This is a genomic window from Paractinoplanes rhizophilus, assembly GCF_042664765.1.
Classification (GTDB): domain Bacteria; phylum Actinomycetota; class Actinomycetes; order Mycobacteriales; family Micromonosporaceae; genus Actinoplanes; species Actinoplanes rhizophilus.
In genome coordinates this window covers 67,886-94,525 of the sequence record NZ_JBHTBJ010000016.1, presented here as the reverse complement: position 1 = coordinate 94,525, position 26,640 = coordinate 67,886, and the positions used below count along the sequence as shown (strand labels likewise).

Here is a 26,640-nt window from a genome sequence, read left to right as displayed (position 1 = left end):
CCCTAAAGTCCGAAGACGGTCCGTAAGTGAACCGCCACCCCGTCCTCGTCGTTCGTGCGGCCGATCTCGTCGGCCACCGCGCGGACGGCGGGATGGGCATTGCCCATCGCCACCGAGTGCCCGGCCCAGGTCAGCAGCGGGATGTCGTTCGGCATGTCGCCGAAGGCGATCACCTCGCTCGCCTCGATGCCCTGCCGTTCGCAGAGCCAGGCCAGCCCGGCCGCCTTGGTCACGCCGGTCGCCGAGATCTCCACCAGCGCGCTCTTCGACGAGTGGGTCGTCTCGGCCACCCCGGCCAGGGTCTGGCTGATCAGTTCGAAGAACGGGCCCGGCTCGTGGTTGGCCGAGCGGGCCAGCAGCTTCACCGCCGGCACCGAGGTCAGCTCCTCGGGGGTGGAGAGCACGCGTACGTTGTCGTTGTCCGCCTCCCAGCGGACCGGCCACGTCTCCTCGTACCAGAATTTGCGACCGTCCTCGACCTCCACGGCCAGCGCGACGTCGGGCACCGCCTCGCGCAACCGCTTGCTCACGTCGAGCAGCAGGTCGACCGAGAGCGGATCGGTCCGCAGGATCGTGTCGGTGTCCGGGTCGTAGACGACCGCGCCGTTGGCGCAGACCGCCGGGACCGGCTGCGGCATCTGGTCGTAGAGCTGCCGGAGCCAGCGAACCGGTCGCCCGGTCACGAGCACGAGCGGCACGGGCAGGGCATGGATGACGTCGAGCGTGAGCTTGCCGAGCGTGCCGTCGTCACGGATCAGCGTGCCGTCGATGTCGCTGGCGACAAGGCGATAGGGGAGCTGAGTCGACCCGCGGCGGAAAACCGATGCCAAACCGTTCATTACCTCGACAGTAACTTGTCGAGGTAGACGGCCACCCCGTCCTCGTCGTTGGACAGCGTCACCTCGTCGGCCACCGCCATCAGCGCCGGGTGCGCGTTGGCCACGGCGACGCGACTCCACCCGGCCCAGGCGAACATCGGCAGGTCATTGGGCATGTCGCCGAAGACCAGCACGTCCTGCGGGTCGACGCCGACCGACTCGGCGACCACCGCGAGCCCGGTGCCCTTGTTCACATTGGCCGGGCAGATCTCCACGTAGTCCAGGCCGGCCTGGGTGACCGATGCCACATCCGGCGGCACGATCCGGCGGGCCACCTCGAGCAACTCGTCGACGTGGTAGTCGAAGGAGCGGGCGAACGCCTTGATCACGTCGCCGGTGAGGCACGTGGCGCGGGGCCGCCGCTCGACCACCACCGGATAGCGCCAGGTGGGGTCGTAGTCGCCCCACAGCGGCGCGTCGTCGTGCTCGAGCGCCTCCACCATCACCGACAGTCGGCCCACCTCGACCTCGAGGCGGGTCAGCACATCGGCGAGCATCGGCCCGGGCAGCCGCGACCGCAGCAGGTAGGACGACTCGGTCTGGTCGAGGACCCAGCCGCCCTGGGCGAGGACGAGGAAGTCGGCGACCCGGATGTCGTTCCGCGTGAGCGACGTCAGGCGCGGGCCGCGCCCGGTGGCGCCCACGATCCGGATGCCGGCGGCCCGGACCCGATCGAGGACCTCGTGGGTGTACGCGGACACCGTGTCGTCGTTGCGCACGAGGGTGCCGTCGAGATCCGTCGCGATCAGCTTGGGGAGTCCAGGCTTGACCATCGATACCTCCGAGGGTGGGGCTTACCCCCGCGGAGGGCGGAAGGAAAACGGTACACCCGCGCAACTACCAGCGGCTATGACTTCTGGTGACCGGCGGATGTATTACCCGTTAGCGCGAGGGTTCCAGGACGTCCCGGCCACCGAGGTATGGCTGAAGGGCCTTGGGCACGCGCACCGAGCCGTCCGGTTGCTGGTGGTTCTCCAGGATCGGAATCAGCCAGCGGGTGGTGGCGAGCGTCCCGTTCAGCGTGGCGGCGGTCTGCGGCTTGCCGTCCTCGTCCCGGTATCGGATGTTGAGCCGGCGGGCCTGGAACGTCGTGCAGTTCGACGTCGAGGTGACCTCGCGGTAGCGGCCCTGCGACGGCACCCACGCCTCGCAGTCGTACTTCCGCGACGCGCTCGACCCGAGGTCACCGGCCGCCACGTCGATCACCCGGTAGGGAATCTCGACCTTGGCGAGCATCTCCTCCTCCATCGCGAGCAGCCGCAGGTGCTCGTCGCCGGCGTCCTCGGGCTTGCAGAACGAGAACATCTCCACCTTGTCGAACTGGTGCACCCGCAGGATGCCGCGCACGTCCTTGCCGTACGACCCCGCCTCCCGGCGGTAGCACGACGACCATCCGGCGAAGCGTTCCGGTCCCGCCGCGAGATCCAAGATCTCATTTGAGTGGTACGCCGCCAGCGCGACTTCCGACGTTCCCACGAGATACAGGTCGTCGGCCTCGAGCCGGTAGACCTCGCTCGCGTGCGCGCCGAGGAAGCCGGTGCCCTCCATCGACTCGGGCTTGACGAGGGTCGGGGTGATCGACGGGATGAAGCCGTGCTCGACCGCCTGGGCGATCGCCATCTGCAGCAGGCCGAGCTGCAGCAGCGCGCCCACCCCGGTCAGGAAGTAGAAGCGCGAGCCCGACACCTTGGCGCCGCGCTCGGTGTCGATCGCCCGCAGGCCCTCGCCGATCTCGAGGTGATCCTTCGGGTCGGCGATCTCGGGGCGGTCGCCGACCTCGCGCAGCACGACGAAGTCGTCCTCCCCGCCGGCGGGAACGCCGTCCTGCACTACGTTGGGCACCGCGAGATGGGCCGCGCGCAGCGCCTCGTTGGCCGTGCTCGCCGCCGACTCGGCCGCCTTGACCTCGGCCGCGAGCTCCTTGGTGCGGGCCAGCAGCGCCGCGCGCTCGTCGGGCGACGCCTTCGGGATGCGCTTGCTCAACGAATTCTGCTCGGACCGGAGGGCCTCGAAGCGCTGGGTCGCGGCCCGGCGCTCCTCGTCGGCGCGCAGCAGGTCGTCCACCGCCTCGGTGGGCTCGCCGCGCAGTCGCTGGCTGGCGCGGATCAGCTCGGGGTCCTCGCGGAGCAGACGCAGGTCAATCACGGTGAGGAGCCTACCGGCGGGCCGGGGCCTTCTTCACCCGGATATGCCTCGGCGTCCCGAAGGGCCGGGCTTGTCGCGGTCGTCCCCCAGCGAGGTGAACGGCTTGGCCGGCCCGACCGTCAGCTCGAGTGGCTGGTCGGCCGGGCGCTCCTCGGCGCGCGCGGCCGGTGGGCGGCGCCACCGCCAGGCCGACTCGTCGCCTCCGGCCAGCGCGTCGGCCGCGGTGAAGGCGGCCGGAGCGGGCTGATGCCGGTCGGCGAGGTAGAGGGCGGCCATCGCCAGCAACACCCCGATCACCGCGCACCACAGGCCCCGCCCGTACGCGAACTGCACTTGATCTTGATCGAACTGGAGCTTGTAGAGATCGGGGAGCGGTCGGCTCTGACTGCCCAGGGACGCGGCGGTCGCGAAGAGCAGGCCCAACATCGTGCCGGCGACGCTCATGCCGGTCAGCCGGGCCCAGCGCCGGCCCGCGGCCGGGCCGAACATGGTCAGCACGACCGCGCACACCAGCGGGAAGAGGCCGACCAGGTAACCGGTGCCGAGGGCGCCGAGGTCGGTGACGTCGGTCGCGATCGGATGGGCGCCGACCTCGCCGCCGAACTCCTCGGAGTCCACCGTGGTGATCTGCCACTCGGAGATCAGCGAGGCGAGCACCGCGACCGCGCCGAGAACGGCCGCCAGCGGCACGGTGCGGCGGTCGGTGAGCAGCGATCGGCCGAGGCCGGCCGGGCTCCAGCGACGCCGCGCCGGGCGCGCGTCGCCGCCGAACTCGACCACGTCGTCGGCGGGCGGAGCGGCGGGTGGCAGATCGAGGTCGATCTGCCGATGCTCGGGGGGCATGTGACCCATGATGACCGGTGCCCGGTCGCCCGGCCAGCGGCCGTCCGATGGACTAGCGTTCAGAACATGCCTATTCGCACTGCTACGGCCCGCTGGGAAGGGAACCTCACCGAGGGTTCCGGCACGATGACGACCGGCAAGGGCGGCTACCAGGGGAATTACTCGTTCAAGTCGCGCTTCGAGGAGGGCGAGGGGACGAACCCCGAGGAGCTGATCGCCGCCGCGCACTCCGGGTGCTTCTCGATGGCGTTCTCGAAGGGCCTCGCGGACGCCGGATTCACCCCGACCTCCGTCGAGACCGTCGCGAAGGTCCACCTCGACAAGACCGACGCCGGCTTCGGCGTGACCCGCATCGACCTCGAGACCGTGGGCAACGTCCCCGGCATCGACGACGCCACCTTCCAGAAGATCGCCGAGGGCGCCAAGGAGAACTGCCCGATCTCCCGGCTGCTCTCCCCCGGCGCCCAGATCACGCTGAGCGCCAAGCTCGCCTGATCGGCGCCGCCCGACGGCCGATGCGGCCGGGACTCGACCGCCCCGACCGCATCGGCTCACCCGGCTGTGCCCCGATGTGGGCACAATGGTCGGCGTGCCGGTCGAGATGAGTCGTGAACGCTTCGAGGAGCTCGTCGGCGAGGCGCTCGACGAGGTCCCGATCGAGCTGCTGTCGATGATGAACAACGTGGTGGTGCTCGTCGAGGACGCGCCGCCGGACGGCAGCGACGACCTGCTCGGCCTCTACGAGGGCACGTCGCTGACCGATCGCGGGTGGGACTACGCCGGCGTGCTGCCCGACCGCATCACGATCTACCGGCTGCCGACCCTGCGCATCTGCGAGACCGAGACCGACGTGATCGACGAGGTCGCCATCACGGTGGTGCACGAGATCGCCCACCACTTCGGTATCGACGACCACCGTCTGCACGAGCTGGGTTGGAGTTAGGTCCTACCCTGAGATCAAATTCTTCAGGAGGACATGTCATGCGCAGCGAACTTTTTTCGGCTGAGAACCTCGAGAAGGAGTCGGCCCAGCCCGGTCTTCGGCTGCAGAACTCCAAGCTGCTCAAGGCCGAGCTGAACGGCGAGTTCATGGCCCGGCAGGGCGCGATGGTCGCCTACCAGGGCAACGTCCAATTCGAGGCGCTCGGGTCCGGCGGTCTGGGCAAGTTCATCAAGCAGAAGCTCACCGGCGAGGGCGTGCCGCTGATGCGGGTGCGCGGCCAGGGCGACGTGTTCCTCGCCGACCGGGCCGCCGACGTCCACCTCATCGACCTCGAGCAGGGCGACGCGCTCTCCATCAACGGGACGAACGTCCTCGCCTTCGACTCGACCCTGCAGTACGACGTCAAGATGGTCGGCGGCGCCGGGATGATGTCGAACGCCGGCCTGTTCAACTGCGTCTTCACCGGGTACGGCCGGATCGCCGTGACCACCAAGGGCACGCCCGTGGTGCTCAGCGTCGACCAGCCCACGTACGTGGACCCGCAGGCCGCGATCTGCTGGTCGGCCAACCTGCAGACCGGCTACCACCGCGCCGAGCAGCTCGGCCTGGGCACCCTGCTGGGCCGCACCACCGGCGAGCGCTACACGATGAGCTTCGCCGGCCAGGGCTTCGTCGTCGTGCAGCCCTCCGAGGAGTTCCTCGGCGGCGGCATCGGTGGCGCCGGCGCGGGCCAGCAGTCCGGCCAGAGCGGCGGCCTCCTCGGCAACATCCTCGGAAATTGATGTAGGTAGCTCAGGGGACTGCCCGCAATTGCCCGCGGAGCGAAGCGGAGCCAGCCAGCTCAGTTGCCAGAGCGGAGGCGCGCTAGCCAGGCGGCCGAGTCGGCGAAGTCGGCGTCGGTGAGGCCGGGCACCGACGGCGGCGGGTCCTCCCGGTGCAGGCGGTGGCGGGGGTAGCTGCCGAGGAAGCGGACATCGGCGCAGATGCGGCGCAGCCCCCGCAAGGCCTCGCCCATCCGGGTCTCGGCGACGTGGCCGGTGCAGTCGAGGAAGAAGACGTACGTCCCCAGCTGCTCGCCGGTCGGGCGGGACTCGATGCGGGATAGGTTGATGCCGCGCACCGCGAGCTCGGTGAGCACCGCCAGCAGCGCGCCCACCTGGTCGTGCCGGATCGAGACGGCCAGCGAGGTGACGTCGTCACCGGTCGGCTCGCCCACCGGGCCGGGCCGGCTGAGCAGCGCGAACCGGGTCACCGCGTCGGCGTGGTCGGCCACCTTGTCGGCCAGCACGGTCAGGTTGTTGCGCGGCACCCCGATCGGCGCGCACAGGGCCGCGTCGTGCTCCCCGGCGGCGGCGCTGATCGCGGCGGCGGCGTTGGACAGCACGTCGACCACCACCGCGTCCGGCAAGTGCGCCAGCAGCCAGTTGCGGCACTGGGCCGAGGCCTGCGGGTGCGCGGCCACCGTGCGGATCGAGGCGAGCGGGATGAGCTGCCGGGCGGCCAGCACGAACTCGACCGGGATCACCACCTCGCGGGTGATCACCAGTGGGCTGCCGGTGACCAGCTCGTCGAGGGTGACCGGGACGGCGCCGCCCACCGAGTTCTCCAGCGGGACGAGGGCCGCGTCGGCGTCGCCCGCGCGCACCGCCTCGAGCGCCTCGGGGACGCTGCGCGCGGGCGTGCGCACCCCGCGCTCGGCGGCGGGCAGGGTGCGGAGGGCGGCCTCGGTGAAGGTGCCCTCCGGACCGAGGTAGACGAAGCGTGACGGCGGCGTTCCCGGCATGCGGGCAGTCTAGCGAGCGGGCCCGTCAGCTCCCGCAGGCCAGCACGCGAATGCCCGGCGGCGCGGTGGTCAGCACGCGGTTGGTGCACACGTACGAGCCGACCGCGACCGGCGTCAGCGTGGTGTCCTTGCCGGTGGCCACGACCGCCAACGGCTCGAGCTGATCGTCGTTCGAGCCGGCCACCTTGACCATGGTGAACGACCACTCGCCCGAGCAGTAGGGCCCGGAGTCGACCTGGAGCTTCACCTTCGGGATCCCGTTCATGTCCTTGATCATCGCCAGGATCTGGGCGCCGGTGGGTGAGCCGGTGCAGCGCGCCGCGTGCGACGGAGTGGGCGACGGGGAGGCGGTCGTCGCCGGTGGCGTATACGGAGGGTACGTATAGCCCGGGTATGTATAGGTCGGGTAGGTATAAGCCGGGTATGTCGGGTAGGCGCCGAGGGTGGGAGTCGTGGCCGGCGTGGGGCCGGTCGTGGCCGGGGGCAGCCCGGGCAGGGCCGAAGGCGGCAACGACAGCGGGGCCGCGCTCGGGCTGGCGAGCGGCGGCGACTTGAGCGGCGGCTGTGGTGGGGTGCCACAGGCGCTCAACAGCGTCAGGGCGCCGACGAGAACGCCCAGGGGGATGAGGCGCGTGCGGGGGAACACGCCGCACATGGTAGGCGCGCCCGGGGTCAGGAGGCGATGCGGTGGCCGGCGGCCAGCAGCGTGCCGACCGCCTCCGACAGGCGCACCGCGGGCACCAGCAGGTAGTCGGTCGAGTACGTGGAAAAGGTCACGATGTTGACCCGGGCGTCGGCGAGCGGCCCGATCAGCGAGGCGAGTACCCCGAACAGCGCCAGCTCGACCTGACTGGCCACCCGCAGGCATCGCCAGGCCGTGTCGGCCACCGCGCCGTCCGGCACCCGGTCGGCCGGGCAGATGATCGACAGTTCGTCGGGGGCCCAGCTCAGCGAGATGACGCTCTTCTCGTCGGGACCCGCGGCCAGCGAAGCCGGAATCGGCGAACCGGCCGGCAGCCGGCACACCGCGTACTCCTCCGGTAGCAGATCTAGATCGAGCATGAGGGCAGACTACGTTTCGAGATCAGTCCTTGCCCAACCCCTGGAGGTGCGGTTATCGCCACACCCGCGAAATCAGCGCACCGAGGCGAAGAAAGTCAGCGAGCCGGCCACGCGCTCGCCGAGCAGCAGGGGCGTGGTGATCGCGTCGACGGTCAGCGGGGGCTCGCCGGGGGCGGGCATCGTGCGCAGCAGGCCGCGGGCCAGCCGCTCGCTGCGGATCGCCAGCAGCGGCGGGATCTTTTCCACGTCGGTCTCGTCGAGCTCGCCGGCGCCGGCGGTGAAGTCGATGAGCCGCAGGGCCGAGCCGAGCGGCTGCCCGATCACCTCGGCCGGCTTGCCCAGGCCGAACAGCTCGCAGCACGAGGCCGACACCGCCAGGATCGTGGTGGCGGTGTCGATCACCAGACAGGGCTCGGCGGCCTCGGCCACCGCGGATGTCCACCGGTCGAGACCCGTCATGAACTCGGCCTCGGCCGGTGTGCGCGCCTGGGGCACGAACGCTCCCGACAGGGAGAGCTCGACGTGTGCCACCCGGTCCTCCTCGCTCCTTCGGTTCGGCGGGCGACGCCGCCGCGTCAGCGGCGGCGGCCCGTCGAGTACACCGGAAGGAACGTTACCGGCGTGCTGTCCGCTTGTCAGCGGCCGTTTGTCCGTCGGGGTGCCAGCGGTAGTCGCCGGCCGGGCGATAGGGCGCGTTCGCCCAGGTCCCGGGATGGTTGGCGACGGCCGAGAGCTTGCTGGCGGTGGCCGGCGAGATGCGCGCGCCACCCGCGATGAGCAGGCGGTCGAGCTCCTTGTCGGTCGAGACCAGGACCTCCTTGGGGAGGCCGTGCACGCTGATCACACCGTTGCCGACGAAGGTCAGCACGGGGGTCACCGGCACGGTCAGGCCGACGGCGGCGGACAGCGCCTTGCCGGCGCGGCGGGCCTCACGGCGAGCCTCCGCGATGTACTGCGGACGCTTGCCGTTGATCTGCACGACATCGCCGGCGATCAGCACGCGGGCGCGGCCGTGGTCGGCCACCGTCACGGCGTAGACGCCGCCGGGGCCGATGGCGAGGAAGCCGGCTCGGTCGTCGGCGAGGTCGGGCTCGTAATAGCCCTGCGCGTCGGTACGCGGCCAGTCGACGATGTGCCAGTTGGGGCCCAGCCGATCGAGTCGGGTCAGCGCGCGGTTTCCGGCTGCCTCGAGACGGCGGGCGTCTCGTTCGGCGCGTCGGCGGCGGGCCCAATCGGCGGGCGAAGTGCGAGACGTGTCAATAGCGGTCGAGGCCGCCGGTCGGCGCCCTATCGCGGGGGGCGCCTTGACGGGTACGGGCAGAGCAGGGCGCGGGAAGACAGTCACTGCGACCTCCGGCAAAAGGTCTCTTCGGGCTCTCTAGTCACTACCGTACGTGCTCGCCCCCACACGGAAGCAAGACATCGAGGTGAAAGAGAGGCGAGTGAGTGGGGATGAATCGGACATTCATGCACCGCGACTTCTTGCGGATGGTGCATCTTGCGTCGTCTCCCCGGTTCGGCAGCTTCACGCACAAAGTTAGCCTCACCTTCGCTCTCGTGCACCGATGTCCCATGATCTAGTCAGAACGTCATCGGTCAAACGCGAGGAGTACCGAGATGGTTCCCTACGTCGACAGTGAGGTGAGCCCGCTCCGGACCGTCCTGCTCCACCGGCCCGGAGCCGAACTTGCCCGCCTGACACCTCGCAACAACGACTCCCTGCTCTTCGACGGCATCCCCTGGGTGGGGCGCGCGCAGGAGGAGCACGACGTCTTCGCGTCGGCGCTGCGCGAGCGCGGGGTCGAGGTGCTCTACCTCGGCGATCTGCTGTCCGAAACGCTGACCATCCCCGAGGCGCGGGACGAGCTCACCCAGGCGGTGCTCGACGACCGCCGGCTCGGCGACACCCTGCGCGCGGGGGTCCGGAGCTACCTCGCCGACCAGGACCCGAGCCGGCTCGCCGAGGTGCTGATGGCTGGCCTCGCGCACGGCGAGCTCAAGCCGGGGCCGCGCGGGCTCGTGTACGAGCTCATGGATCCCCATGACTTCGTGATCGACCCGCTGCCCAACCTGCTGTTCACCCGCGACTCCTCGGTCTGGGTGCGCGACCGGGTGGCCGTCACCAGCCTCGCCATGCCGGCCCGCGCCCGCGAGACCACCCTCACCAGGGCGATCTACCGCTACCACCCGCGCTTCGCCGGGGTCGAGCTGCTGTACGACCCGGCGCTCGAGCATGTGGAGGGCGGGGACGTGCTGGTGCTGGCCCCCGACGTGCTGGCCATCGGGGTCGGCGAGCGCACCACTCCGGCCGGGGCCGAGCGCCTCGCCCGGCGGGTCTTCGAGGCGGGCGCGGTCCGCACGATCCTGGTGGTGCCGATCGCTCAGGAGCGGGCCACCATGCATCTCGACACGGTTTGCACGATGGTCGACGTCGACGCCGTCGTGATGTACCCGAACGCGGCCGACTCGCTGCGGGCGTACACGGTCATTGCCGACGCCGACGGTGAGCCGCTCGCCGGACCGCCCCGCCCGTTCCTCGAGGCCGCCGCCGATGCCATGGGCATCGAGCGGCTGCGCACCATCGAGACCGGCCTCGACCCGGTCACCGCCGAACGCGAGCAGTGGGACGACGGCAACAACACCCTCGCGATCGCCCCGCGGCTCTGCGTCGCCTACGAGCGCAACGTCGAGACGAACGCCCAGCTGGAACGCGCCGGCATCGAGGTCGTCCGGATCAGCGGCAGCGAGCTCGGCAGCGGCCGCGGCGGCCCGCGGTGCATGAGCTGCCCGGTCGAGCGCGCACCGCTCAGCTGACGAGCACGTGCGAGACGATCAGCTCAGGCACGGGGAGGCCGGAGCGGTCCAGCCGATCGCCGGTGAACCGCTCCGTGCGCATCAGCGCAAGGTGAGCTGGCGGCCGATCAGGCCCTGCTTGGCGCGGCGGGCGTCGGCGTCGAGCGGGCCGGTTTCGGCCAGCGTGTCGGCGTAGCGCTTGGCGAAGTCGGCGAGCGGCGCCTCCCAGTCGGCGGCCTCGGGCTCGCCCGGGATGTCCCAGACCGGCACCAGCAGGCCGTGCGCGCGGAACATGCCGGCGAACTTGGTGTTCTCGCCCAGCCGCAGGTCGCCGGCGGCGGAGAGCCGCGCCAGGGCGTCCAGCGCCTGGTCCTCGGCCTCGGGGAGTACCCAGCGCACGTGCCCCTTGTCGGGCGCCACGCGGCACCAGTACGCGGCGCGGGCGGCCGACAGGCGCACGGTCGGGTAGATCGAGGCGTTCGCCCGCTCGAGGGACGCCTTCACGGTCGGGTCCTCGGCCTGGTCGGCGTCGAGCCAGTACTCGAAGCCCTCCTGCATGGTCACGTCGAGCGGGCCGTCGTCCAGGATGTCCTGCAGGCGCGGGCCCTCGCCGGGCAGCGCGGGGACGGACACGGTGTCGCCGGGCTCGGTGCGCAGCGCGCTGAGGATCGCCACCGCCAGGTCGCGGGAGACGTCGCCGGACTGCACGTGCCGCTGGAGGCCGATGAACACCCGGCCGTCCGTGCGGGTCATCGCGGGCCACGCCATCGGCAGGACCGTCGACAGGGTGACCGGGCGGTCGCCGTACTCCTCGACGATCTCGGGCTTGAGGGTCAGCGGCGCCGAGGCGGCGGGGACCAGCTCGCGCAGGGCGATCCACTCCGGCTCGTCGGCCAGGCCCTCGAACGGCCGGGCGACGAAGATGTCGCGCACCTTCTCGCGCTTGGGTGCGGTTTGGCGTTGGTTGCGGCGCTTGCTCACGGCGAGACAGCCTAGGCGCTGCGTCGCGAATCGGGCCACTCAGGCGCGCGCAAGCCGGCACTCAGGCGTGCCGCAAGTCGGTGCTCAGGCGCGCGCGAGCCGTACCTCGGCGGTTGTCCCGCCGCCCTCGCGCGGCCGCAGCGAGACCCAGCCCTGCTGGCGCTCCACCAACCGGCGTACGAGATAGAGCCCCAGCCCGGCCCCGGGATGCCGCCGCCGGTCGTCCGCCTCGGCCTGCCAATACCGCTCGAACGCCCGCTCGACGTGCTCGGGCCGGATGCCGATGCCCCGGTCGGACACCCGGAAGCGCAGCGTCTCGCCGTCGGCCCCGGCGCACAGCTCGATCGGGGAGTCGGCCGGCGAGTTCTTCTCGGCATTGGTGGCGAGCTCGGTGAGGATGGTGGCGATCGACTCCCGCTCGCCGTACGCCTTCGGCAGCTCGGCCGGCAGGTTGCCCATCACGATCCGGCGGCGCAGATCCGCCGGCAGCTCCTCCACGGCGTTGCGCAGCGTCTCGGGCAGGTCGAACGGCCCGGCCGTGCCGCCGCCGACCTCGCCGTCGTCGCTGGTGGCCGACAACAGGCGGTCGACCAGCCGGGCCAGCTCGCCGGAACGGGCGCCGATGACGCGTACGGCCTCCTGGCGACCCTGCTCGCCGAGCGACTCCCAATGGTTGGCGAGCGTGTCCGCGTAGCCCTTGATCACGGTGACCGGGGTGCGCAGCTCGTGGCTGGTCACCGCGAGCCAGAGGTCGCGACTTTCCTGGCGCCGGGTCTGGTCGGGGTCGCGCGGCTGGTTCGCGTAGATGTGCCCGAGGTAGCCCGCGAGCAGCTCCAGCACCTCTTCCTGCGACTTGTCCGATGTGCCGGGCAGGTAGACGTGCAGTGAGCCGCCCTCGCTGCGGGCGCCCAGGACGCGGTGGATGTCGCCGCCCGCCACCTGCGTCGCGAAGATCTCGTTGAGCGCGCTGAGCGGGAGCGGATTGCCGGCGACCCGGCGCCCGACCGCCCGGACGCAGGCGCCGCTGGCGGCGACCACGCGGCCGTGATCGGCGGCGTACTCGACGAAGCCCGCGCCGTCCGCGCCCAGCACCTCCTGGGCGAGGTGGACGATGCGCTCCACCAGGGGCAGCCCCACCTCGCCGGCGTTGAGCCGATCCAGGATCGCGATCTGACCACGGGTCAGCGCGGCGTAGTCGGGACGCTCCGGCATGTCTGCGAGTCTGCCTCGCTTCCTCGGTTTTGGGCAGATGGTTGCCTGCGGATCTTGGCGCGATTCACCGTACCGTGTGGTTCGTCACATCTCGGCCAGTCGTTCCAGCACGAACTTGGGCCGATCGGTGATCACGCCGTCCACCTGGTGCTCGAGCACCATCTCGAGATCGGCGGGGCGGTTCACGGTCCAGACGTACACCTGATGGCCGGCCTGTTTGATCGACGGCACCAGGGTGGGCCGGAGGCGGACCAGGCCGACGCCGGGCCCGGCGATGCGCGCGCCGAACGGCAGCCGCCCGCGTCCCACCCCGGGCGGCGGGATCTCCAGCAGGTAGACCGTCGGCACCTCGGGGGCCTGGGCGCGGATGCGGCGCAGGGCGAGCGCGGCGAACGACATCACCGTGACGTGCACCCGCTCGTCGGGCAGGCGGTGCCGGCGGAGCGTCTCGACGAGCTTGCGCTCCACCTCGGCGCCGTACCGTGACGGATGCTTCGTCTCGATGAGTAGCCGCACCGGGCGGCCGCGATCACGCAGCGCTTCCAGCAGCCGGTCGAGCGTGAGCAGCCGGCTCAGGTCGGGCAGCTCCTCGTCGGCGGGGTAGCCCGGGTGCCAGGAGCCGAAGTTCAGCTCGTCGAGCTGCGCGAGGGTCTTGGTGCTGACCAGGCCGCGGCCGTTGCTCGTCCGGTTGAGCCGGCGGTCGTGCACGCAGACGAGGTGCCCGTCGCGGGTGAGCCGCACGTCGCACTCGAGCCCGTCGGCGCCCTCGTCGATCGCCCGGAGGTAGGCCCCGAGGGTGTGCTCGGGAAGCGCGTCCGCGCCGCCGCGGTGCGCGAAGACCAGTGGCCTTTTCATAGAACTTGAGCGGGTTTCCCGTTCTCGCTGACGACCTCGCGCCCGGCGGCGGCCCAAACCTGCATGCCGCCGTCGAGGTTGCGCACGTTGTCCCAGCCGTTGCCCATCAGATACGACACCACCTGGCCGGAGCGCCCGCCGGAGCGGCAGACCACGACGACCTCCTGGTCGGTGGGGATCTCGGCCATCCGGGCCGGGACCTCCATCATCGGCAGGTGGTGGGCGCCGGGGGCGTGGCCGGCCTCCCACTCGTCGGGCTCGCGCACATCCAGGACGTATGCGCCGGGGGCGACCTCGTTGGGGGTCACGCTGGGAACCTGTGGTCCGAACACGGCATCCAGCTTACGAGGTCGGTTTCTTGAGGTTCGCCGCCATCCACTCGCTCATCTTGTCGTCCGCCACCGCCTTGTAGAGGGCGATCGCCTTCTCCCGGTCGGAGACCACGACCGACTGGCCGGAGATGGTCTCGCTGCCCTTGTTGGGGCTGGTGATGAAGGTGAGGTTGCTGCCGCGGATGCTGCGCAGGTCGACGGCCATGTCGCTGAGCGAGAAATCCTGGTCGACGGTGACCGCGGCGGTGACCGACTTGAGGAAGTTGTCGAGCTTGCCGGGGTTCGTGACCGTGCCGGTGCTCGCCGCCTTGTCCATCAGGGCCTTGAGGAACTCCTGCTGGTGCCGCACGCGGTCGAAGTCGCCGCGGGGGAACTGGTACCGCTGGCGCACCCAGTCCAGCGCCTGCGCGCCGTCCATGTGCATCATGCCCTTGGTGAATACGCGGTGCGGCTTGTGGATCGACTTGATGGTCTTGTCCACGTACAGGTCGACGCCGCCGAGCGCGTCGGTGACCTCCTTGAAGCCGCCGAAGTCGATCGCCATGACGTGATCGATCTTCACGTCGGTGAGGCACTCGACCGTGTGCACGGCCCGCGGGAGCCCGCCGAAGGCGAACGAGGCGTTGATCTTGGCGCGGCTGCCGTCGCCGCACGCCGCGCTGTTGCTCTTGGGGACGACCACCCACAGGTCACGCGGGATCGACACCAGCTGGGCCGATTTGTGGTCGGCCGGCACGTGCATGAGGATCAGCGTGTCGGCGCGCCAGGCGTTGGCCTCGTCCTCCTTGGCGTCGGGATCACGCGAGTCGCTGCCCACGAGCAGGATGTTCAGCGCACCCTCGACCGCCTTGGCCGGCCGGTCGCCGGTGAGCCCCGAGAACGCGTTGGTGCGCTTGAGATCGTTGTCCAGGCCGTTGGCGTAGCCGTACAGCGAGATGCCGGCGATCACCGCGATGATCAGCACGGCCAGGCCGCCGAGAAGGGCGATGCGGCCCCAGCGTGGCTTCAGCCGGGGCCGCTTCGCGGGTGGCGGACCGTATGGGGGTGGTGGGTTCACCGAGGCTCGTCCGACGGTCGTAGACATGGAGTCCAGGTTACGGAGCGTCGGCCAATCCGCCGGGTCATCCACTCCCGTTCGGCACAAACGGGGGAGTAATCCGCCTAGTGCGCTCCGTAGCCGGTCAGCGACCGGACCTCGAGCTCGGCGTACTTCTCGGTGTCGTCCTCCTTCGAGATGATCGTGCCGATGTAGCCGCAGAGGAAGCCGATCGGGATCGAGAGGATGCCCGGGTTCGACAGCGGGAACCAGTGCCAGTCGCTGTCCGGGAACATCGCGGTCGGGCTGCCCGAGACGACCGGCGAGAAGAAGACCAGCACCACGGCCGAGATGAGGCCGCCGTAGATGGCCCACATCGCGCCGGAGGTGTTGAACCGCTTCCAGAACAGGCTGTAGAGAATCGCCGGCAGGTTGCCCGAGGCGGCCACGGCGAACGCCAGCGCCACCAGGAACGCCACGTTCAGGCTCTGCGCGAAGATCGACAGCACGATCGCGACGGCGCCGATGACCAGGGCGGAGATCCGGGCGACCCGCACCTCGTCCCGCTCGGAGGCGTTGCCGCGGCGGATCACGTTGGCGTAGAAGTCGTGCGCCACGCTCGACGAGGACGCCAGCGTCAGGCCGGCCACCACCGCGAGGATCGTGGCGAACGCGACCGCCGCGATGATCGCCAGCAGCACCGCGCCGCCGGTCTCACCGCCCAGGTAGTCGATGCCCAGCGCCTGCGCCAACTGCGGCGCCGCGGTGTTGCCGGCCTTGTCCTGCGCGGTGATCGCCTTGCCGCCCACCAGGGCCGCCGCGCCGAAGCCGAGGGCCAGGGTGAACAGGTAGAACGTGCCGATGATGCCGATCGCCCAGATCACGCTCTTGCGGGCGATCCGGCTCGTCGGCACCGTGTAGAAGCGGGTCAGGATGTGCGGCAGGCCGGCCGTGCCCAGCACCAGCGCGATGCCCAGCGAGATCAGGTCCATCTTGCTGTAGAACGTCTTCGCCGCGTCCGCCGTCTCGACGCCGTAGCGCAGGCCCGGTTCGAGGAACGCGGAGCCCTTGCCGGACTGGGTCGCGGCGTCCCCGAGCAGGGACGACAGGTTGAACTTGTAGTGCCACAGCACCAGGAACGTCATCACCAGCGCGCCGAGCATCAGCATGAACGCCTTGACGATCTGCACGTAGGTGGTGCCCTTCATGCCGCCGACCACCACGTAGATGATCATCAGGGCGCCGACCAGGATGATGGTGGCGACCTTGGCGGTGTCGGCGTCCATGCCGAGGAACGTCTGGCCCGGCTTGATGCCCAGCAGCAGCGAGACCAGCGCGCCCGCGCCGACCATCTGGGCGATCAGGTAGAAGATCGACACGACCACCGTGGAGAGGCTCGCGGCCGAGCGCACCGGACGCTGGCGCATCCGGAACGCCAGCACGTCGGCCATCGTGTACCGGCCCGAGTTGCGCAGGAACTCGGCGACCAGCAGCAGCGCCACCAGCCAGGCCACCAGGAAGCCGATCGAGTAGAGGAAGCCGTCGTAGCCGTACAGCGCGATCAGGCCGGCGATGCCCAGGAAGGACGCCGCCGACATGTAGTCGCCGCCGATCGCCATGCCGTTCTGGAAGCCGGAGAACTGCCGGCCGCCGGCGTAGAAGTCGGTGGCCGTCTTGGTCTGGCGGCTGGCCCAGATCGTGATGCCCAGGGTGATGGCCACGAAGACCAGGAACAGCGTGATGGTCAGCCCACGGGAGGTGGAGGTCGAGGCCTCGGCGGCCAGCAGGTGCGACTGCATCACTCAGCACCCTCTTCCAGCTTGTTGCGGATGCTGTCGGCGATCGGGTCGAGCTGGCGGTTGGCGTACCGCGCGTAGTACCAGGCGATCAGGAACGTCGAGACGAACTGCAACAGGCCGAAGATCAGGGCAATGTTGATGTTGCCGACGACCTTGGTGCTCATGAAGCCGCGTGCGTACGCGGAGAGGAATACGTAGAGCAGGTACCAGAGGAAGAACGCAACCGTCATCGGGAAGATGAACTTGCGCAGCTTGGTGCGGAGTCGCTGGAAATCCTCGGACCGCTGGACGGCCTGGTATCTCTCGGTGGAGGACTCGGAAGGCACTTCTGTCGTCACCGGGATTCACCACCTTCGTGGGGATGGGCATTTCCGGCAACGTACGAAGCCGCGGTTCCCGGTGCAGGCGCCCGGTCGGACCCTGCGCCGAGTGGCGGTCTGACTGCGCCGAATAGGTCAGCGGTCGATGTATCGGCCCCGGTAGTGGATCAGCGGCGCGGTGTCCCGAGCGAAGGAGATCGCTTCGATGATGCCCTCGACCAGCAGCGCCCAGCCGCACTCCCGGCTGCTCGCCAGCCGGCAGCCCGCCCACGCGCCGTCGGCGGCGAGCACCGGACCGTACGGCGTGGAGACCCACTCGCCGGCGGCGAAGAGCCCGCCCGGCGCCGGCATCAGCCCGGCGAAACGGTCGGCGAGCTGCCGGTCCTCCGGCCCCAGCGGCATAATGGCGAAATATCCGGACTCGTCGATGGAGTCCCAGAGGTCGCTCTCGGCGTCGATCAGCCCGAGCACCCGTCCCGGATCACCGTCCGCGACGAGCATCGACGACACGGTCAGCCCCTGCGGGCCCGGCGCCGTCCAGAGCGTGACCGGCGCCGCCAGCCGCCCGCGCAACCGCCGCACCGGGGACCGCTCGTCCTCCGGGGTGGCGAAGGGATCGCTCGAGTGAATCCGGCCGCCGGGCGCGTCAGCTGTCACGGTCATCATTCTGGCGCAGTGCCTGGTCGAGATCCGCGTCCGGCGGGTTGGTGATCATCTGGGGGCCGGTGCCGCGGGCGGCCAGCCGATCGGCCGGGTTGATCAGGTTGCATCGCTGCAGCGACAGGCAGCCGCAGCCGATGCACCCGGTGAGCTGGTCGCGCAGCCGCTGCATGAGCCGGATGCGCTCCTCCAGCTTGCCGCGCCAGCGGGCGGACAGCCGGGCCCAGTCCGCCTTGGTCGGCGTCCTGCCCTCCGGCAGCTCCGACAAGGCCTCGCGGATCTCGTCCAGCGACACCCCGACCTGCTGAGTGATCTTGATAAAGGCGACCCGCCGCAACTCGGAACGCAGGTAGCGCCGCTGGTTGCCGGTGGTCCGGGTGGAGCGGATCAAACCCTCGCGCTCGTAGTAGCGCAGTGCGGACGGCGCCACGCCGCTGCGTGCCGCGAGGTCGCCGATGGCTAGCGTCTTCTCCATCACAGGCCTTGAGTTGAAGTGCACTTTAAGTTGCAGCCTATCCGCATGACCGCGACAGCACTTCCCGCCGATGCGCTGCCGAGCCTGATCGCGCGCATGACCGGGGACGAGAAGCACGCGCCCAGCTCGTACTCGACGCTCGACGTGCTCTGGGTGCTCTACGACCGCATCCTGCGGATCGATCCGGCCGCGCCGGACGAGCCGGACCGCGACCGCTTCCTGCTCTCCAAGGGCCACGGCCCGGCCGCCTACTACGCCGTGCTGGCGCAGAAGGGATTTTTCCCGCTCGAGTGGCTCGACACCATGGCCGACTGGGACAGCCCGCTCGGCAATCACCCCGACCGGAAGAACATCCCGGGCGTCGAGATCGGCACCGGCTCGCTGGGCCACGGCCTGGGAATCGGCGTCGGCGTGGCGCTCGGCCTGCGGGCCCAGGGCTACACCGGCTCGCGGGTCTTCGTCCTCCTCGGCGACGCCGAGCTCGACGAGGGCTCGAACCACGAGGCGATCGCCTACGCCGCCGCCACCCACCTGCCGATGACCGCGATCGTGATCGACAACCGGTCCGCGACGCACGGCTGGCCGGGCGGGATCGCCGCGCGCTTCCCCGGCTGGATCACCGCGGTCGTCGACGGCCGGGATCAGGAGCAGATCGAGCACGCCCTGGCCCGCCGCCACCCCGACCGGCCGAACCTGGTCGTCGCCACCGTCGAACCGAAGTGGGGCTGAGCACGATGATGCGGGAAACGTTCGTCGCCACCACCACCGAGCTGCTGGCCGAGGACCCGCGCACCGCGCTCGTGCTCGCCGACATCTCGGCCGACGCGTTCCAGCCGGCCATGCGCCGGCACCCCGACCGGGTCCTGAACGTGGGCATCCGCGAGCAGTTGATGACCGGGGTCGCCGGCGGGCTCGCGCTCACCGGCCTGCGCCCGTTCGTGCACTCGTACGCCCCGTTCGTGGTCGACCGGGCCTACGAGCAGATCAAGCTCGACCTCGGCCACCAGGACGCCGGCGCGGTGCTGGTCAGCATCGGCGCCTCCTACGACGGTGCCGCCTCGGGCTACACACACCAGTCCCCGGGCGACGTCGAGCTCCTCGACACGCTCGAGGGGTGGACCGTGCACGTCCCCGGCCATCGCGACGAGGTGCCACCGCTGCTGCGGGAAGCGGCCCGCCATGACGACCGCGTCTACGTCCGGCTCTCGCTTCAAGAAAATCAGCACGCGTACGCCGACAGCACGCGTCTGTGCGTCATCCGGCGAGGCGGTCCCCTGATCGTGGCGGTCGGCCCGATGCTCGACCCGGTCCTGGAGGCGACCCGCGACCTGGACGTGACCGTGGCGTACACGAACACGCCGCGCCCGCTCGACGCCGAGGGCCTGCGCGCCCTGGCCGAGGGCGAGGTCGTGATGGTCGAGCCGTACCTGAGCGGCACCTCGGCCCGCCAGGTCGCCGAGGCGCTCGGCGGCCGCCCGCATCGGGTGCTGCACCTGGGCGTCGGCCGCGAGGAGGTGCGCCGCTACGGATCGTGGCAGGACCACGCGCGGGCGCACGGCCTCGACGCGGCCGGCCTGCGCGGCCCGATCAGCGAGTTCCTGTGGTGACCGTCAGGCGGCGATCGCCGGGCGCGGTGTGCGGAACACGTGCTGGAGCAGCGCGTCGAGGTGCCACACCGCCTCCGGCTCGGCGACCCGCAGCCGGAACCGCTCGCGGACCCCGTCCACCGCCGTGGCCGCCACCTCGACGGCCGTGCGGGTCAGGTCGGGGCTCCAGGTCACGTTGCTCAGGTGCCGCAGGTTGGCGTTGAGGTGCAGCCGCAGCCGGTGCAAGACCTTCGTCTCCTGGGTGACGACCAGCCGGCGGTAGGTGAGCAGCAGCAGGTACTCGCCGGCCATCGGCGCCTCGGGGCGGGAGCAGCGGCTGACCAGCACGGTGGTGTCGTCCGGCTCGACACACCGGCGGAAGATCGGCATGTGTCGGCTCACGGTCGGGATGGCCACGCCGGCTTCGGCGGCGGCGGGCAAGAACGTACGGGAGAACACGTCCATGTCGCGTTCAACGGCGGCCCCCACCGGCAGGCATCGGCCATCACCCGATGAATGTCGAATTACAGCACCTCGACAAATGTTGCGTCGCCCATTCCGCCTGCCATAGTTGTCCGGTGCAGTGGCGCATCCGGCCGGTCCTGCCGGTCACCAAGCTGATGGGCGCGGTCGCGGTGGTGGTGCTCGCAGTCGCGTTCGCGGGTCGTGACCCGATCCGCTGGGCCATCGCCGGGGTCGCGGCGATCGCGCTCTCGCTGTGGGCGCTGCGCGACCTGATCGCGCCGGTCCGCCTGGCGGCGGACACCACGGGCGTCACGGTGGTCGCGGGATTCGCCCGCCGCCGGCGTCTGTCATGGTCGGAGATCGATCGCGTACGGGTCGACCGCCGCACCCACCGGGGATTGCGCAGCGAGGTCCTCGAGCTCGACACGGGCGACGCGATCTACCTGCTCAGCGCCAACGACCTGGGCGCCCTCCCCGAGGACGTGGCCACCGCGCTGGCCGACCTGCGCTCCGGCTCACCGGCCTGAACGGCTTTTGTCACTCGCCGATGTGGATGATCTTGGCGACGCTGGGCACGCCCTTCGCGTCGAGCGCGAAGAGCATCCAGTTGCCCGGGATCGCGACGCCGTTGTCGGCCGGGATGGTCAGCGTGTAGGCGCCGTCGTTGCCGGTGGACGGCGCCAGCGACAGGCGGCGCTGGTCGGTGTCGACGGTGTGGGTCGCGGTGCCCATGCGGACGATCGAGAAGGCCGTGACCGCGCGGTCGGTGGTGACCGTGACCTTGCCGCCGTTGGCGACCGTCGCGTCCGAGATGCTGGTGATCGACGGGCGAGAGGCGGCGGTGCCGTCCGCGTTGAGCAGGTACGGCGGGGTGAAGGTCTGCCCGTCGAAGTGGTTGGCGGCGCAGCCGGGGCCGCAGAGGCCGCCGCCGGCGCTGAAGACCCGGCCGTCCGGCAGCAGCAGCGCGATGCTGTGGTAATTCCTCGGGACGGCCATCGAGGCCATCGTCGTGAACTGCTCGCTGACCGGGTCCCACAGCTCGGCGCTGAGCACCGCGGTGTTGTCCGAGAACGGCACCGCGAAGTTCTCGCCGCCCACCACCAGGACCTTGCCGTCCGGCAGCACCACGCTGTTCTGGAAGCTGCGGGTGTTCGCCATCGACCCGACGGCCCGGCTGCTCACCGTGCGGTCGGCGTTGATGGTGATCACCCGCGCGTCGGCGGTGGCCTCCGACTGCTCGTAGCTCGGTGCGCCGCCCAGCGTGAGGATCTTGCCGGTGTCGTACATGACGGCGCTGCCGTTCATGGCGTCGTCGCCGCCGCGGGTGCCGGCCGACTCGGTCGAGCCGTCGCCGTCCACCGAGTACCAGTTCATCTTCTTGCTCGGGCCGGCCTGCAGCACCTTGTTGCCCGACCACGCGAACAGCCAGGCGTGGTTGTCCTTGCGGTAGTCGCCGAGCTGGTTGGCGTCGGCGGTGAGCATCGGGGTCACGTCGGCGCCGGGCAGCGCGCGCCAGCCGGAGCCGGCCGACCAGACCTCGCCGCCCTTGTGGCCGACGCCGTCGGTGCCGCCGACCGGGCCGCTCCACGAGCCGCCGATGGTGAAGATCTGGCCGTTGCCGAGGGTGACGCTGGACTGGTAACCGCGGCCCACCGTCATGTCGGCGCCCGCGGTCCACGCGTCCGTGGCCGGGTCGTAGATGCTGGTTTTCTTGTTGGTGTTGCCGCCGGTGACGACCACCCGGCCGTCCGGCAGCACCGAGATGCCGGGGCAGAACATGTCGTGCCCGGTCTCGGTGACCTCGCGCTGGGTGACCACGCCGGTGGCCGGGTCGTAGGTGGCGGTCATGGTCAGGGTGTGCACGCTCGGGTCGGCGTTCGAGAAGGCGTCCGGCTTGTACGCCGACCAGGTCAGCACCTTGCCGTTGGGCAGCAGCGCCGCCGCGACCGGGACCAGCGGGAACCCGACCGGCGCGCTCCACATGCCGCGCTTGGGGGCGACCGAGCCGCTCGCGCCGAGCACGTCGAGCTCGGCGACCGAGGTCCAGGGGCCGCGGTTGCCGGCCTCGCTGGTCGCGATCAGCCGTACGTACTTCGCGTCGACCGGCGGGAAGACGACGGTCTGCAGGGCCGCGCTGTCGGCGAACTTGCCGTCGCCGATGCGGGTGGTCCAGGTGGCGCCGTCCAGCGAGGTCTGGATCTTGTAGGTGCCGATCCGGCCGTTCTTGGAGGCCGACGGGCGCGGCATCATCCACATGCCGCCGACCGCCTGGACCTTGCCCATGTTGATGGTGAGCATGTGCGGCAGCGGCTTGGCCGGCGCCGGGGTGTACTGGCTGTGGTAGAAGGTCGCGTACGGGCCGTCGATCGCGCGGATGGCCCGGCCGTCCTCGTTCTTGGTCTCCTGCGAGTCGGCGCTGATCGTCCAGCCGGTGCGGCTCAGCGTCGGGTTGGCCCGGCCTAGCACGTTGATCTCGGCGGCGCTCGTCCACGGGCCGCGGTTGCCGGCCTCGGTCAGCGCGGTCAGCCGCACGTGGCGCGCGATCTGCGGGGCGAACGTGACCGACTGCGCGGTCCGCTTGGTGGAGCTGAAGCTCCCGGTGGCGACCACCGGAGACCAGACCGTGTTGTTGACGCTGGTCTCGACCCGGTACTTGCCGATCATGCCGTTCGGCGAGGTGTCCTGGCGCGGCAGATAACTCAGGCCGGAGACCAGGTTGATCTTGTGCATGTCGATGGTGATCCAGTGCGGCAGCGGCTTGGGCGGGTTCGAGCTCCAGGCCGAGTGCCAGAACGACTTGGTGTTGCCGTCGATCGCGTTGATCGCCGCGGCCGGCTGCTTGGCGGTCTCCTGGCTGTCGGCGGTGACGGTCCATCCCGTACGCGGCAGGGCCGGGTCGGTGCCGCCGAGCAGGTTGATCTCCGCGGCGGAGACCCAGTTGACCCGGCCGCCGGCCTCGCCGATCGCGGTCAGCCGTACGAAGCGCGTCACCACCGTGCTGACGGTGATCGTCTTGACCACCTCGTCGTCGGCGAACGTGCCGGTGGCGACGTTCGCGCTCCAGGTGGTGCCGTTGTCGCTGATCTGCACGGAGTACTGGCCGATGCGGCCGTTCGCGCCGGCGGAGGGGCGGTAGGTGAGGCCGCTGAGCGCGATCCGGTTGCGCGTGTCGATCGTGATGGTGCGCGGCAGGCCGGCCGCGCTCTTCCACGAGGTGTCCGGGTCGTTGTCCAGCACGTTGGAGGCGGGGGACTGGGCGGTCGGGTCGGTCGCGGTCCAGCCGGTGCGGGGCAGGGGCGCGGCCGTGGTCACCGCGACCGGCACCGCTTCGGCCTCGGGCCGGATGTGGCCGGCGTGCGGGCCGTCGGCCGCGCCGGTGGGTGGCGCCTCGGCGCTGCCCGACTGCTGCTGGTGGAGCACCACGGCGGTTCCGGTGAGGACACACAGGACGGCCGTCGCCGCGGCTCGGGACCAGTGGTGGCCGCGCAGGTGCATGCTTGTTCCCCCATGAGGATTTCCGCCGGAGCGGACACACTCAACGTGGAACCGTCGATCAAGAACATCGACCCGGCGACATGAGAAATCCGCCGTGCGGCCTAGTTACGGCGGCCTCTGCGGTCGATATGGTGTCGCATCCGATCGGGACGTTGTTCTCGGCGTTGAACAAATCGGATTTGTCGGGCGGGGGATGTGACCGTGTCCGCCCGCTCGGCCAGGAATGCCGGTTACGCCGTATTTCATGGAAAGGGGTGACGATTTGGTCACGAGGACGGCATCATCGGCGACGCCGATCGGCCGGTCGCCGCGTGGTCGGGGTCGGCTTCCGCCGCCGCGGGTCGGTCCGCTCTTGCCGCCGCCCGTCGATCGGCTCTTGCCGCCGTGGATCGGTCGGCTCTTGGCGGTCCCGGAGTGCCCGGTGGTGGGGGTCACGTGGGACGGGACCGCCGTGCTGATCCGTCCCGATGGGCATGCGGCCTGGGTGGAGGCGATGAGCGAGGACGCACTTCGGGAGGCGATCGACCGCTGGTGCCCGGCCAGCTTTAACGAGTAAGTTCGACGAGTGACGACCACCGAACTCGACCTTCCCCGGATCGAGCGGGCCAAAGTCGCGGTCGCCGTCTCCTTCGTGAGCAACGGGCTCGCCTTCGCCGGCTGGCTGGCCCGCGCCCCCGCCGTCCGCGACGACCTGCACCTGTCGGCGGCCGGCTTCGGGCTGCTGCTGCTCTGCATCTCGGGCGCCGCGATCGTGTCGATCCCGCTGGCCGGCCCGGTCGTGCAGCGGCTCGGCCCGGCCCGCACGATCATGGTCGCCAGCAGCGCCATGGTGCTCGGCCTGGCCGGCCTCGGCACCGGCACGCTGACCGGCTCGGTCCCGGTCGCCGCGGCCGGCCTGATGCTGGTCGGCGCCGGCAACAGCGCGTGGGACGTCTCGATGAACGTCGAGGGCGCCGATGTCGAGCGCCGCCTCGGCCGCACGATCATGCCGCGCTTCCACGCCGGCTTCAGCCTGGGCACGGTGCTCGGCGCCGGCGCGAGCGCGCTGGCGGCGGCCGCCGGCCTGCCGATCTGGGCGCAGCTCTATCTCACCGCGGCGCTCACGGCCGCCGTGGCGGTCCCGACCGTACGCGCCTTCCTGCCGCACACCCCGCCCGCCGCTTCCTCGTCGGGCGGAGTCAGCGTGAGCCAGGCCTGGCGCGAGCCCCGCACCATCCTGATCGGCCTGATCATGCTGGGCTTCGGCTTCACCGAGGGCACCGCCAACGACTGGTTCGCGATCAGCCTGGTCGACGGCTACGGCGCGAGCGAGACGGTAGGCGCGATCGGCTACGGCAGCTTCGTCACCGCAATGACCTTGTCCCGCCTCTTCGGCGGCGCCGCCATCGAGCGCTGGGGCCGGGTCCGCGTCCTCCGGGTGACCGTCGCCTGCGGCCTGGCCGGCCTGCTGCTGGTGGTGGCCGGCATTGCCGTCCCGCTGGCGTTACTGGGTGGCCTCCTCTGGGGCGCCGGCGCCTCGCTGGGCTTCCCGGTCGGCATGAGCGCCGCCGCCGACGACCCCACCCGCGCCGCCATCCGGGTCTCGGTGGCCGGCTCGATCGGCTACGCCGCCTTCCTGGCCGGCCCGCCGCTGATCGGCGTCCTGGCCCAGCACCTCGGCGTCCTGCAGGCCCTGCTCTGCGTCCTGGGCGCCCTCCTGATCGGCCTGCTGGCATCGGGCGCCGCCAAGCCGCTGCCCACGCGCTGACCCCCGCCGCCCACGTTGATAACTTCCAGCCCACCCCGAGCGCCAAGTCATCAACGATGAGTTGGGGTGCATTGCGCGCGCTAAGTCATCAACGATGAGTTGGGGGTGCACTGGCCGCGCTAAGTCATAAACGATGAGTTGGGGTGCGCTGCGCGCGCTAAGTCATCAACGATGAGTTGCGGAGTGCTGTGAGCGCTTAGTCATCAACGATGAGTTGGGGTGGGCTGCGCGCGGCAAGTCATCAATGGTGAGTTGGGGTGGGGTCCGCGCGGCAAGGTATCAAGGCTCGCGGGGGCGGGGTGGGAGGCTGTCAGGCGAGGATCGCGGCAGTGCGGACGGCGGCCGCTATCAGCAGGAGCAGGAAGAAGGCGCCACTGCCCGCGGCCTGCACGAACGTTCGGCGCTTCGCCGGGGCGTACGCGATGATGAACGCCACTATCGCACCCGCCACCAGACCGCCCAGGTGGCCCGCCACCGAGATGTTCGGCACCGTGAAGGTGAACAGCAGGTTTATCACCAACAGCGGAATCAGCGCGCTGATGTCGAGCTTCAGCCGGCGATTGACGATGATCGCCGCGGCGAAGAGACCGAAGACGGCGGTCGAGGCGCCGGCGGCCGGCTGGTTGGGCGCGGTGAAGACGTAGGCCGCCACGTTGCCGCCCAGGCCGGCCAGCACGTAGAGGCCGATGAATCGGAGCGGGCCCAGCCGGGACTCCAGGTAGCGGCCCAGCTGCCAGAGCACCCACATGTTGAGCAGCAGGTGCAGCACGCCGTAGTGCAGGAACATGGCGGTGAAGAGCCGCCACCACTCGCCGGCGGCGATGCCGTGGACCTCGCCGCCGATCGTGTACGACGCGTAGCCGAGGACCTCGCCCCAGCGTGTCACCGCGGTCTGGGCGCCGAGCAGGCCGAACCACCCGCCGGAGCCGCCGATCGCCCGGGCGCCGCCGACGATGGCCGACAGGATCATCACGGCGACGTTGATGCCGATCAGGGTGCGCGTCGCATATCCAGCGTGGCCGGCGCGACTGCCCCCGAAGGCCGTCCGCGCCGGACGCTGAGTGCGCTTTCCCTCCGCGACGCACTCGGGGCACTGGTGGCCGACCGACGCCTCGTGCATGCAGTCGGGACAGATCGGCCGGTCGCACCGGGTGCAGCGGATGTAAGTCTCCCGCGACGGATGGCGGTAGCAGACCGGTGCCGTCGAGGGAGCCTCACTCATGCATCAAA

At 70.6% G+C, this 26,640-nt stretch carries 30 protein-coding genes; 9 read left to right on the top strand and 21 right to left on the bottom strand.

Translation table 11 applies throughout. From position 1 onward, the window contains the following. Positions 1–2: 2 nt before the first annotated feature. The 4 genes from ACFQS1_RS22180 to ACFQS1_RS22165 form a co-directional block, all read right to left on the bottom strand. On the bottom strand, positions 3–839 hold the full coding sequence (locus ACFQS1_RS22180) for an HAD family hydrolase (RefSeq protein WP_378971355.1): 837 nt from the start codon (positions 837–839) through the stop codon (positions 3–5). Beyond that, on the bottom strand, positions 839–1,651 hold the full coding sequence (locus ACFQS1_RS22175) for an HAD-IIB family hydrolase (protein ID WP_378971353.1): 813 nt from the start codon (positions 1,649–1,651) through the stop codon (positions 839–841). The genes ACFQS1_RS22180 and ACFQS1_RS22175 overlap by 1 nt, the downstream gene beginning before the upstream one ends. A 109-nt stretch (positions 1,652–1,760) precedes the next feature. Continuing rightward, positions 1,761–3,023, bottom strand: coding sequence for a serine--tRNA ligase (gene serS / locus ACFQS1_RS22170; protein ID WP_378971350.1), 1,263 nt, complete (start codon positions 3,021–3,023; stop codon positions 1,761–1,763). 33 nt (positions 3,024–3,056) lie between these two features. Then, on the bottom strand, positions 3,057–3,866 hold the full coding sequence (locus ACFQS1_RS22165; protein ID WP_378971347.1) for a hypothetical protein: 810 nt from the start codon (positions 3,864–3,866) through the stop codon (positions 3,057–3,059). Positions 3,867–3,932: 66 nt separating this feature from the next. Between ACFQS1_RS22165 and ACFQS1_RS22160 the strand changes: the two genes are divergently transcribed. The 3 genes from ACFQS1_RS22160 (at position 3,933) to ACFQS1_RS22150 (ending at position 5,591) form a co-directional block, all read left to right on the top strand. Further along, positions 3,933–4,361 carry an OsmC family protein gene (locus ACFQS1_RS22160; protein WP_378971344.1) on the top strand — a complete coding sequence of 143 codons (429 nt, stop codon included), beginning with the start codon at positions 3,933–3,935 and terminating at the stop codon, positions 4,359–4,361. 85 nt (positions 4,362–4,446) lie between these two features. Then, a complete protein-coding gene (locus tag ACFQS1_RS22155) occupies positions 4,447–4,809 on the top strand; it encodes a metallopeptidase family protein (protein ID WP_378971342.1) in 363 nt (120 codons plus the stop codon). A 38-nt stretch (positions 4,810–4,847) separates the two neighbouring features. Continuing rightward, complete coding sequence (locus ACFQS1_RS22150) at positions 4,848–5,591, top strand: AIM24 family protein (protein WP_378971339.1); 744 nt, start codon at positions 4,848–4,850, stop codon at positions 5,589–5,591. A 59-nt stretch (positions 5,592–5,650) separates the two neighbouring features. On the opposite strand, the gene pheA is transcribed toward ACFQS1_RS22150, so the two are convergent. From pheA to ACFQS1_RS22125, 5 genes are all read right to left on the bottom strand, one after another. After that, positions 5,651–6,592, bottom strand: a complete 942-nt coding sequence (gene pheA / locus ACFQS1_RS22145) for a prephenate dehydratase (protein ID WP_378971337.1) — start codon at positions 6,590–6,592, stop codon at positions 5,651–5,653. Between the two features lie 25 nt (positions 6,593–6,617). Then, on the bottom strand, positions 6,618–7,238 hold the full coding sequence (locus tag ACFQS1_RS22140; RefSeq protein WP_378971335.1) for a hypothetical protein: 621 nt from the start codon (positions 7,236–7,238) through the stop codon (positions 6,618–6,620). Positions 7,239–7,264: 26 nt separating this feature from the next. After that, positions 7,265–7,654 (bottom strand): ACT domain-containing protein, encoded by a 390-nt coding sequence (locus ACFQS1_RS22135; RefSeq protein WP_378971333.1) that lies wholly within the window; start codon positions 7,652–7,654, stop codon positions 7,265–7,267. Between the two features lie 72 nt (positions 7,655–7,726). Next, complete coding sequence (locus ACFQS1_RS22130) at positions 7,727–8,185, bottom strand: PAS domain-containing protein (protein ID WP_378971331.1); 459 nt, start codon at positions 8,183–8,185, stop codon at positions 7,727–7,729. An 82-nt stretch (positions 8,186–8,267) separates the two neighbouring features. After that, positions 8,268–8,945, bottom strand: coding sequence for a hypothetical protein (locus ACFQS1_RS22125; protein ID WP_378971496.1), 678 nt, complete (start codon positions 8,943–8,945; stop codon positions 8,268–8,270). A 326-nt stretch (positions 8,946–9,271) separates the two neighbouring features. Here ACFQS1_RS22125 and ACFQS1_RS22120 point away from each other — a divergent pair, with 326 nt between their 5' ends. Further along, positions 9,272–10,468, top strand: coding sequence for an arginine deiminase (locus ACFQS1_RS22120; protein WP_378971328.1), 1,197 nt, complete (start codon positions 9,272–9,274; stop codon positions 10,466–10,468). Positions 10,469–10,549: 81 nt separating this feature from the next. Here ACFQS1_RS22120 and ACFQS1_RS22115 read toward each other — a convergent pair whose 3' ends face one another. From ACFQS1_RS22115 to soxR, 9 genes are all read right to left on the bottom strand, one after another. Beyond that, complete coding sequence (locus tag ACFQS1_RS22115) at positions 10,550–11,428, bottom strand: DUF5926 family protein (protein ID WP_378971326.1); 879 nt, start codon at positions 11,426–11,428, stop codon at positions 10,550–10,552. 84 nt (positions 11,429–11,512) lie between these two features. Beyond that, positions 11,513–12,640 (bottom strand): sensor histidine kinase, encoded by a 1,128-nt coding sequence (locus ACFQS1_RS22110; RefSeq protein WP_378971324.1) that lies wholly within the window; start codon positions 12,638–12,640, stop codon positions 11,513–11,515. Positions 12,641–12,724: 84 nt separating this feature from the next. Further along, the gene (locus ACFQS1_RS22105) at positions 12,725–13,495 is read right to left on the bottom strand and encodes a glycerophosphodiester phosphodiesterase (RefSeq protein ID WP_378971321.1); all 771 of its coding nucleotides are present in this window, start codon (positions 13,493–13,495) and stop codon (positions 12,725–12,727) included. After that, positions 13,492–13,827 carry a rhodanese-like domain-containing protein gene (locus ACFQS1_RS22100; RefSeq protein ID WP_378971319.1) on the bottom strand — a complete coding sequence of 112 codons (336 nt, stop codon included), beginning with the start codon at positions 13,825–13,827 and terminating at the stop codon, positions 13,492–13,494. The genes ACFQS1_RS22105 and ACFQS1_RS22100 overlap by 4 nt, the downstream gene beginning before the upstream one ends. Before the next feature lie 10 nt (positions 13,828–13,837). After that, the gene (locus tag ACFQS1_RS22095; RefSeq protein WP_378971317.1) at positions 13,838–14,911 is read right to left on the bottom strand and encodes an LCP family protein; all 1,074 of its coding nucleotides are present in this window, start codon (positions 14,909–14,911) and stop codon (positions 13,838–13,840) included. Between the two features lie 77 nt (positions 14,912–14,988). After that, positions 14,989–16,662, bottom strand: coding sequence for a solute symporter family protein (locus ACFQS1_RS22090; protein ID WP_378971315.1), 1,674 nt, complete (start codon positions 16,660–16,662; stop codon positions 14,989–14,991). Next, positions 16,662–17,000: a DUF485 domain-containing protein gene (locus tag ACFQS1_RS22085; RefSeq protein WP_378971313.1), complete on the bottom strand. Its 339-nt coding sequence runs from the start codon at positions 16,998–17,000 to the stop codon at positions 16,662–16,664. Before ACFQS1_RS22085 ends, ACFQS1_RS22090 begins: the two co-directional genes overlap by 1 nt. Positions 17,001–17,117: 117 nt before the next feature. Continuing rightward, positions 17,118–17,645: a flavin reductase family protein gene (locus tag ACFQS1_RS22080; protein WP_378971311.1), complete on the bottom strand. Its 528-nt coding sequence runs from the start codon at positions 17,643–17,645 to the stop codon at positions 17,118–17,120. Beyond that, a complete protein-coding gene (gene soxR, locus ACFQS1_RS22075) occupies positions 17,629–18,117 on the bottom strand; it encodes a redox-sensitive transcriptional activator SoxR (RefSeq protein ID WP_378971308.1) in 489 nt (162 codons plus the stop codon). The genes ACFQS1_RS22080 and soxR overlap by 17 nt, the downstream gene beginning before the upstream one ends. Positions 18,118–18,162: 45 nt before the next feature. Here soxR and ACFQS1_RS22070 point away from each other — a divergent pair, with 45 nt between their 5' ends. Continuing rightward, positions 18,163–18,846 (top strand): thiamine pyrophosphate-dependent enzyme, encoded by a 684-nt coding sequence (locus tag ACFQS1_RS22070; protein WP_378971306.1) that lies wholly within the window; start codon positions 18,163–18,165, stop codon positions 18,844–18,846. Positions 18,847–18,854: 8 nt separating this feature from the next. After that, positions 18,855–19,724 carry a transketolase family protein gene (locus tag ACFQS1_RS22065; RefSeq protein ID WP_378971494.1) on the top strand — a complete coding sequence of 290 codons (870 nt, stop codon included), beginning with the start codon at positions 18,855–18,857 and terminating at the stop codon, positions 19,722–19,724. 3 nt (positions 19,725–19,727) lie between these two features. Here the strand turns inward: ACFQS1_RS22065 and ACFQS1_RS22060 are convergent, their stop codons facing one another. Beyond that, a complete protein-coding gene (locus tag ACFQS1_RS22060; RefSeq protein WP_378971304.1) occupies positions 19,728–20,168 on the bottom strand; it encodes a hypothetical protein in 441 nt (146 codons plus the stop codon). 113 nt (positions 20,169–20,281) lie between these two features. On the opposite strand from ACFQS1_RS22060, the gene ACFQS1_RS22055 reads away from it, so the two are divergent. Next, the gene (locus tag ACFQS1_RS22055; protein ID WP_378971302.1) at positions 20,282–20,695 is read left to right on the top strand and encodes a PH domain-containing protein; all 414 of its coding nucleotides are present in this window, start codon (positions 20,282–20,284) and stop codon (positions 20,693–20,695) included. Between the two features lie 10 nt (positions 20,696–20,705). Here ACFQS1_RS22055 and ACFQS1_RS22050 read toward each other — a convergent pair whose 3' ends face one another. Next, a complete protein-coding gene (locus tag ACFQS1_RS22050; RefSeq protein WP_378971300.1) occupies positions 20,706–23,663 on the bottom strand; it encodes a discoidin domain-containing protein in 2,958 nt (985 codons plus the stop codon). A 223-nt stretch (positions 23,664–23,886) separates the two neighbouring features. Here ACFQS1_RS22050 and ACFQS1_RS22045 point away from each other — a divergent pair, with 223 nt between their 5' ends. Together ACFQS1_RS22045 and ACFQS1_RS22040 are read left to right on the top strand one after the other, a co-directional pair. Continuing rightward, a complete protein-coding gene (locus tag ACFQS1_RS22045; RefSeq protein WP_378971298.1) occupies positions 23,887–24,219 on the top strand; it encodes an aromatic-ring hydroxylase C-terminal domain-containing protein in 333 nt (110 codons plus the stop codon). Positions 24,220–24,228: 9 nt separating this feature from the next. Beyond that, positions 24,229–25,410 carry an MFS transporter gene (locus tag ACFQS1_RS22040; RefSeq protein WP_378971296.1) on the top strand — a complete coding sequence of 394 codons (1,182 nt, stop codon included), beginning with the start codon at positions 24,229–24,231 and terminating at the stop codon, positions 25,408–25,410. Positions 25,411–25,720: 310 nt separating this feature from the next. On the opposite strand, the gene ACFQS1_RS22035 is transcribed toward ACFQS1_RS22040, so the two are convergent. Then, complete coding sequence (locus ACFQS1_RS22035; protein WP_378971294.1) at positions 25,721–26,632, bottom strand: rhomboid family intramembrane serine protease; 912 nt, start codon at positions 26,630–26,632, stop codon at positions 25,721–25,723. Positions 26,633–26,640 lie beyond the last annotated feature (8 nt).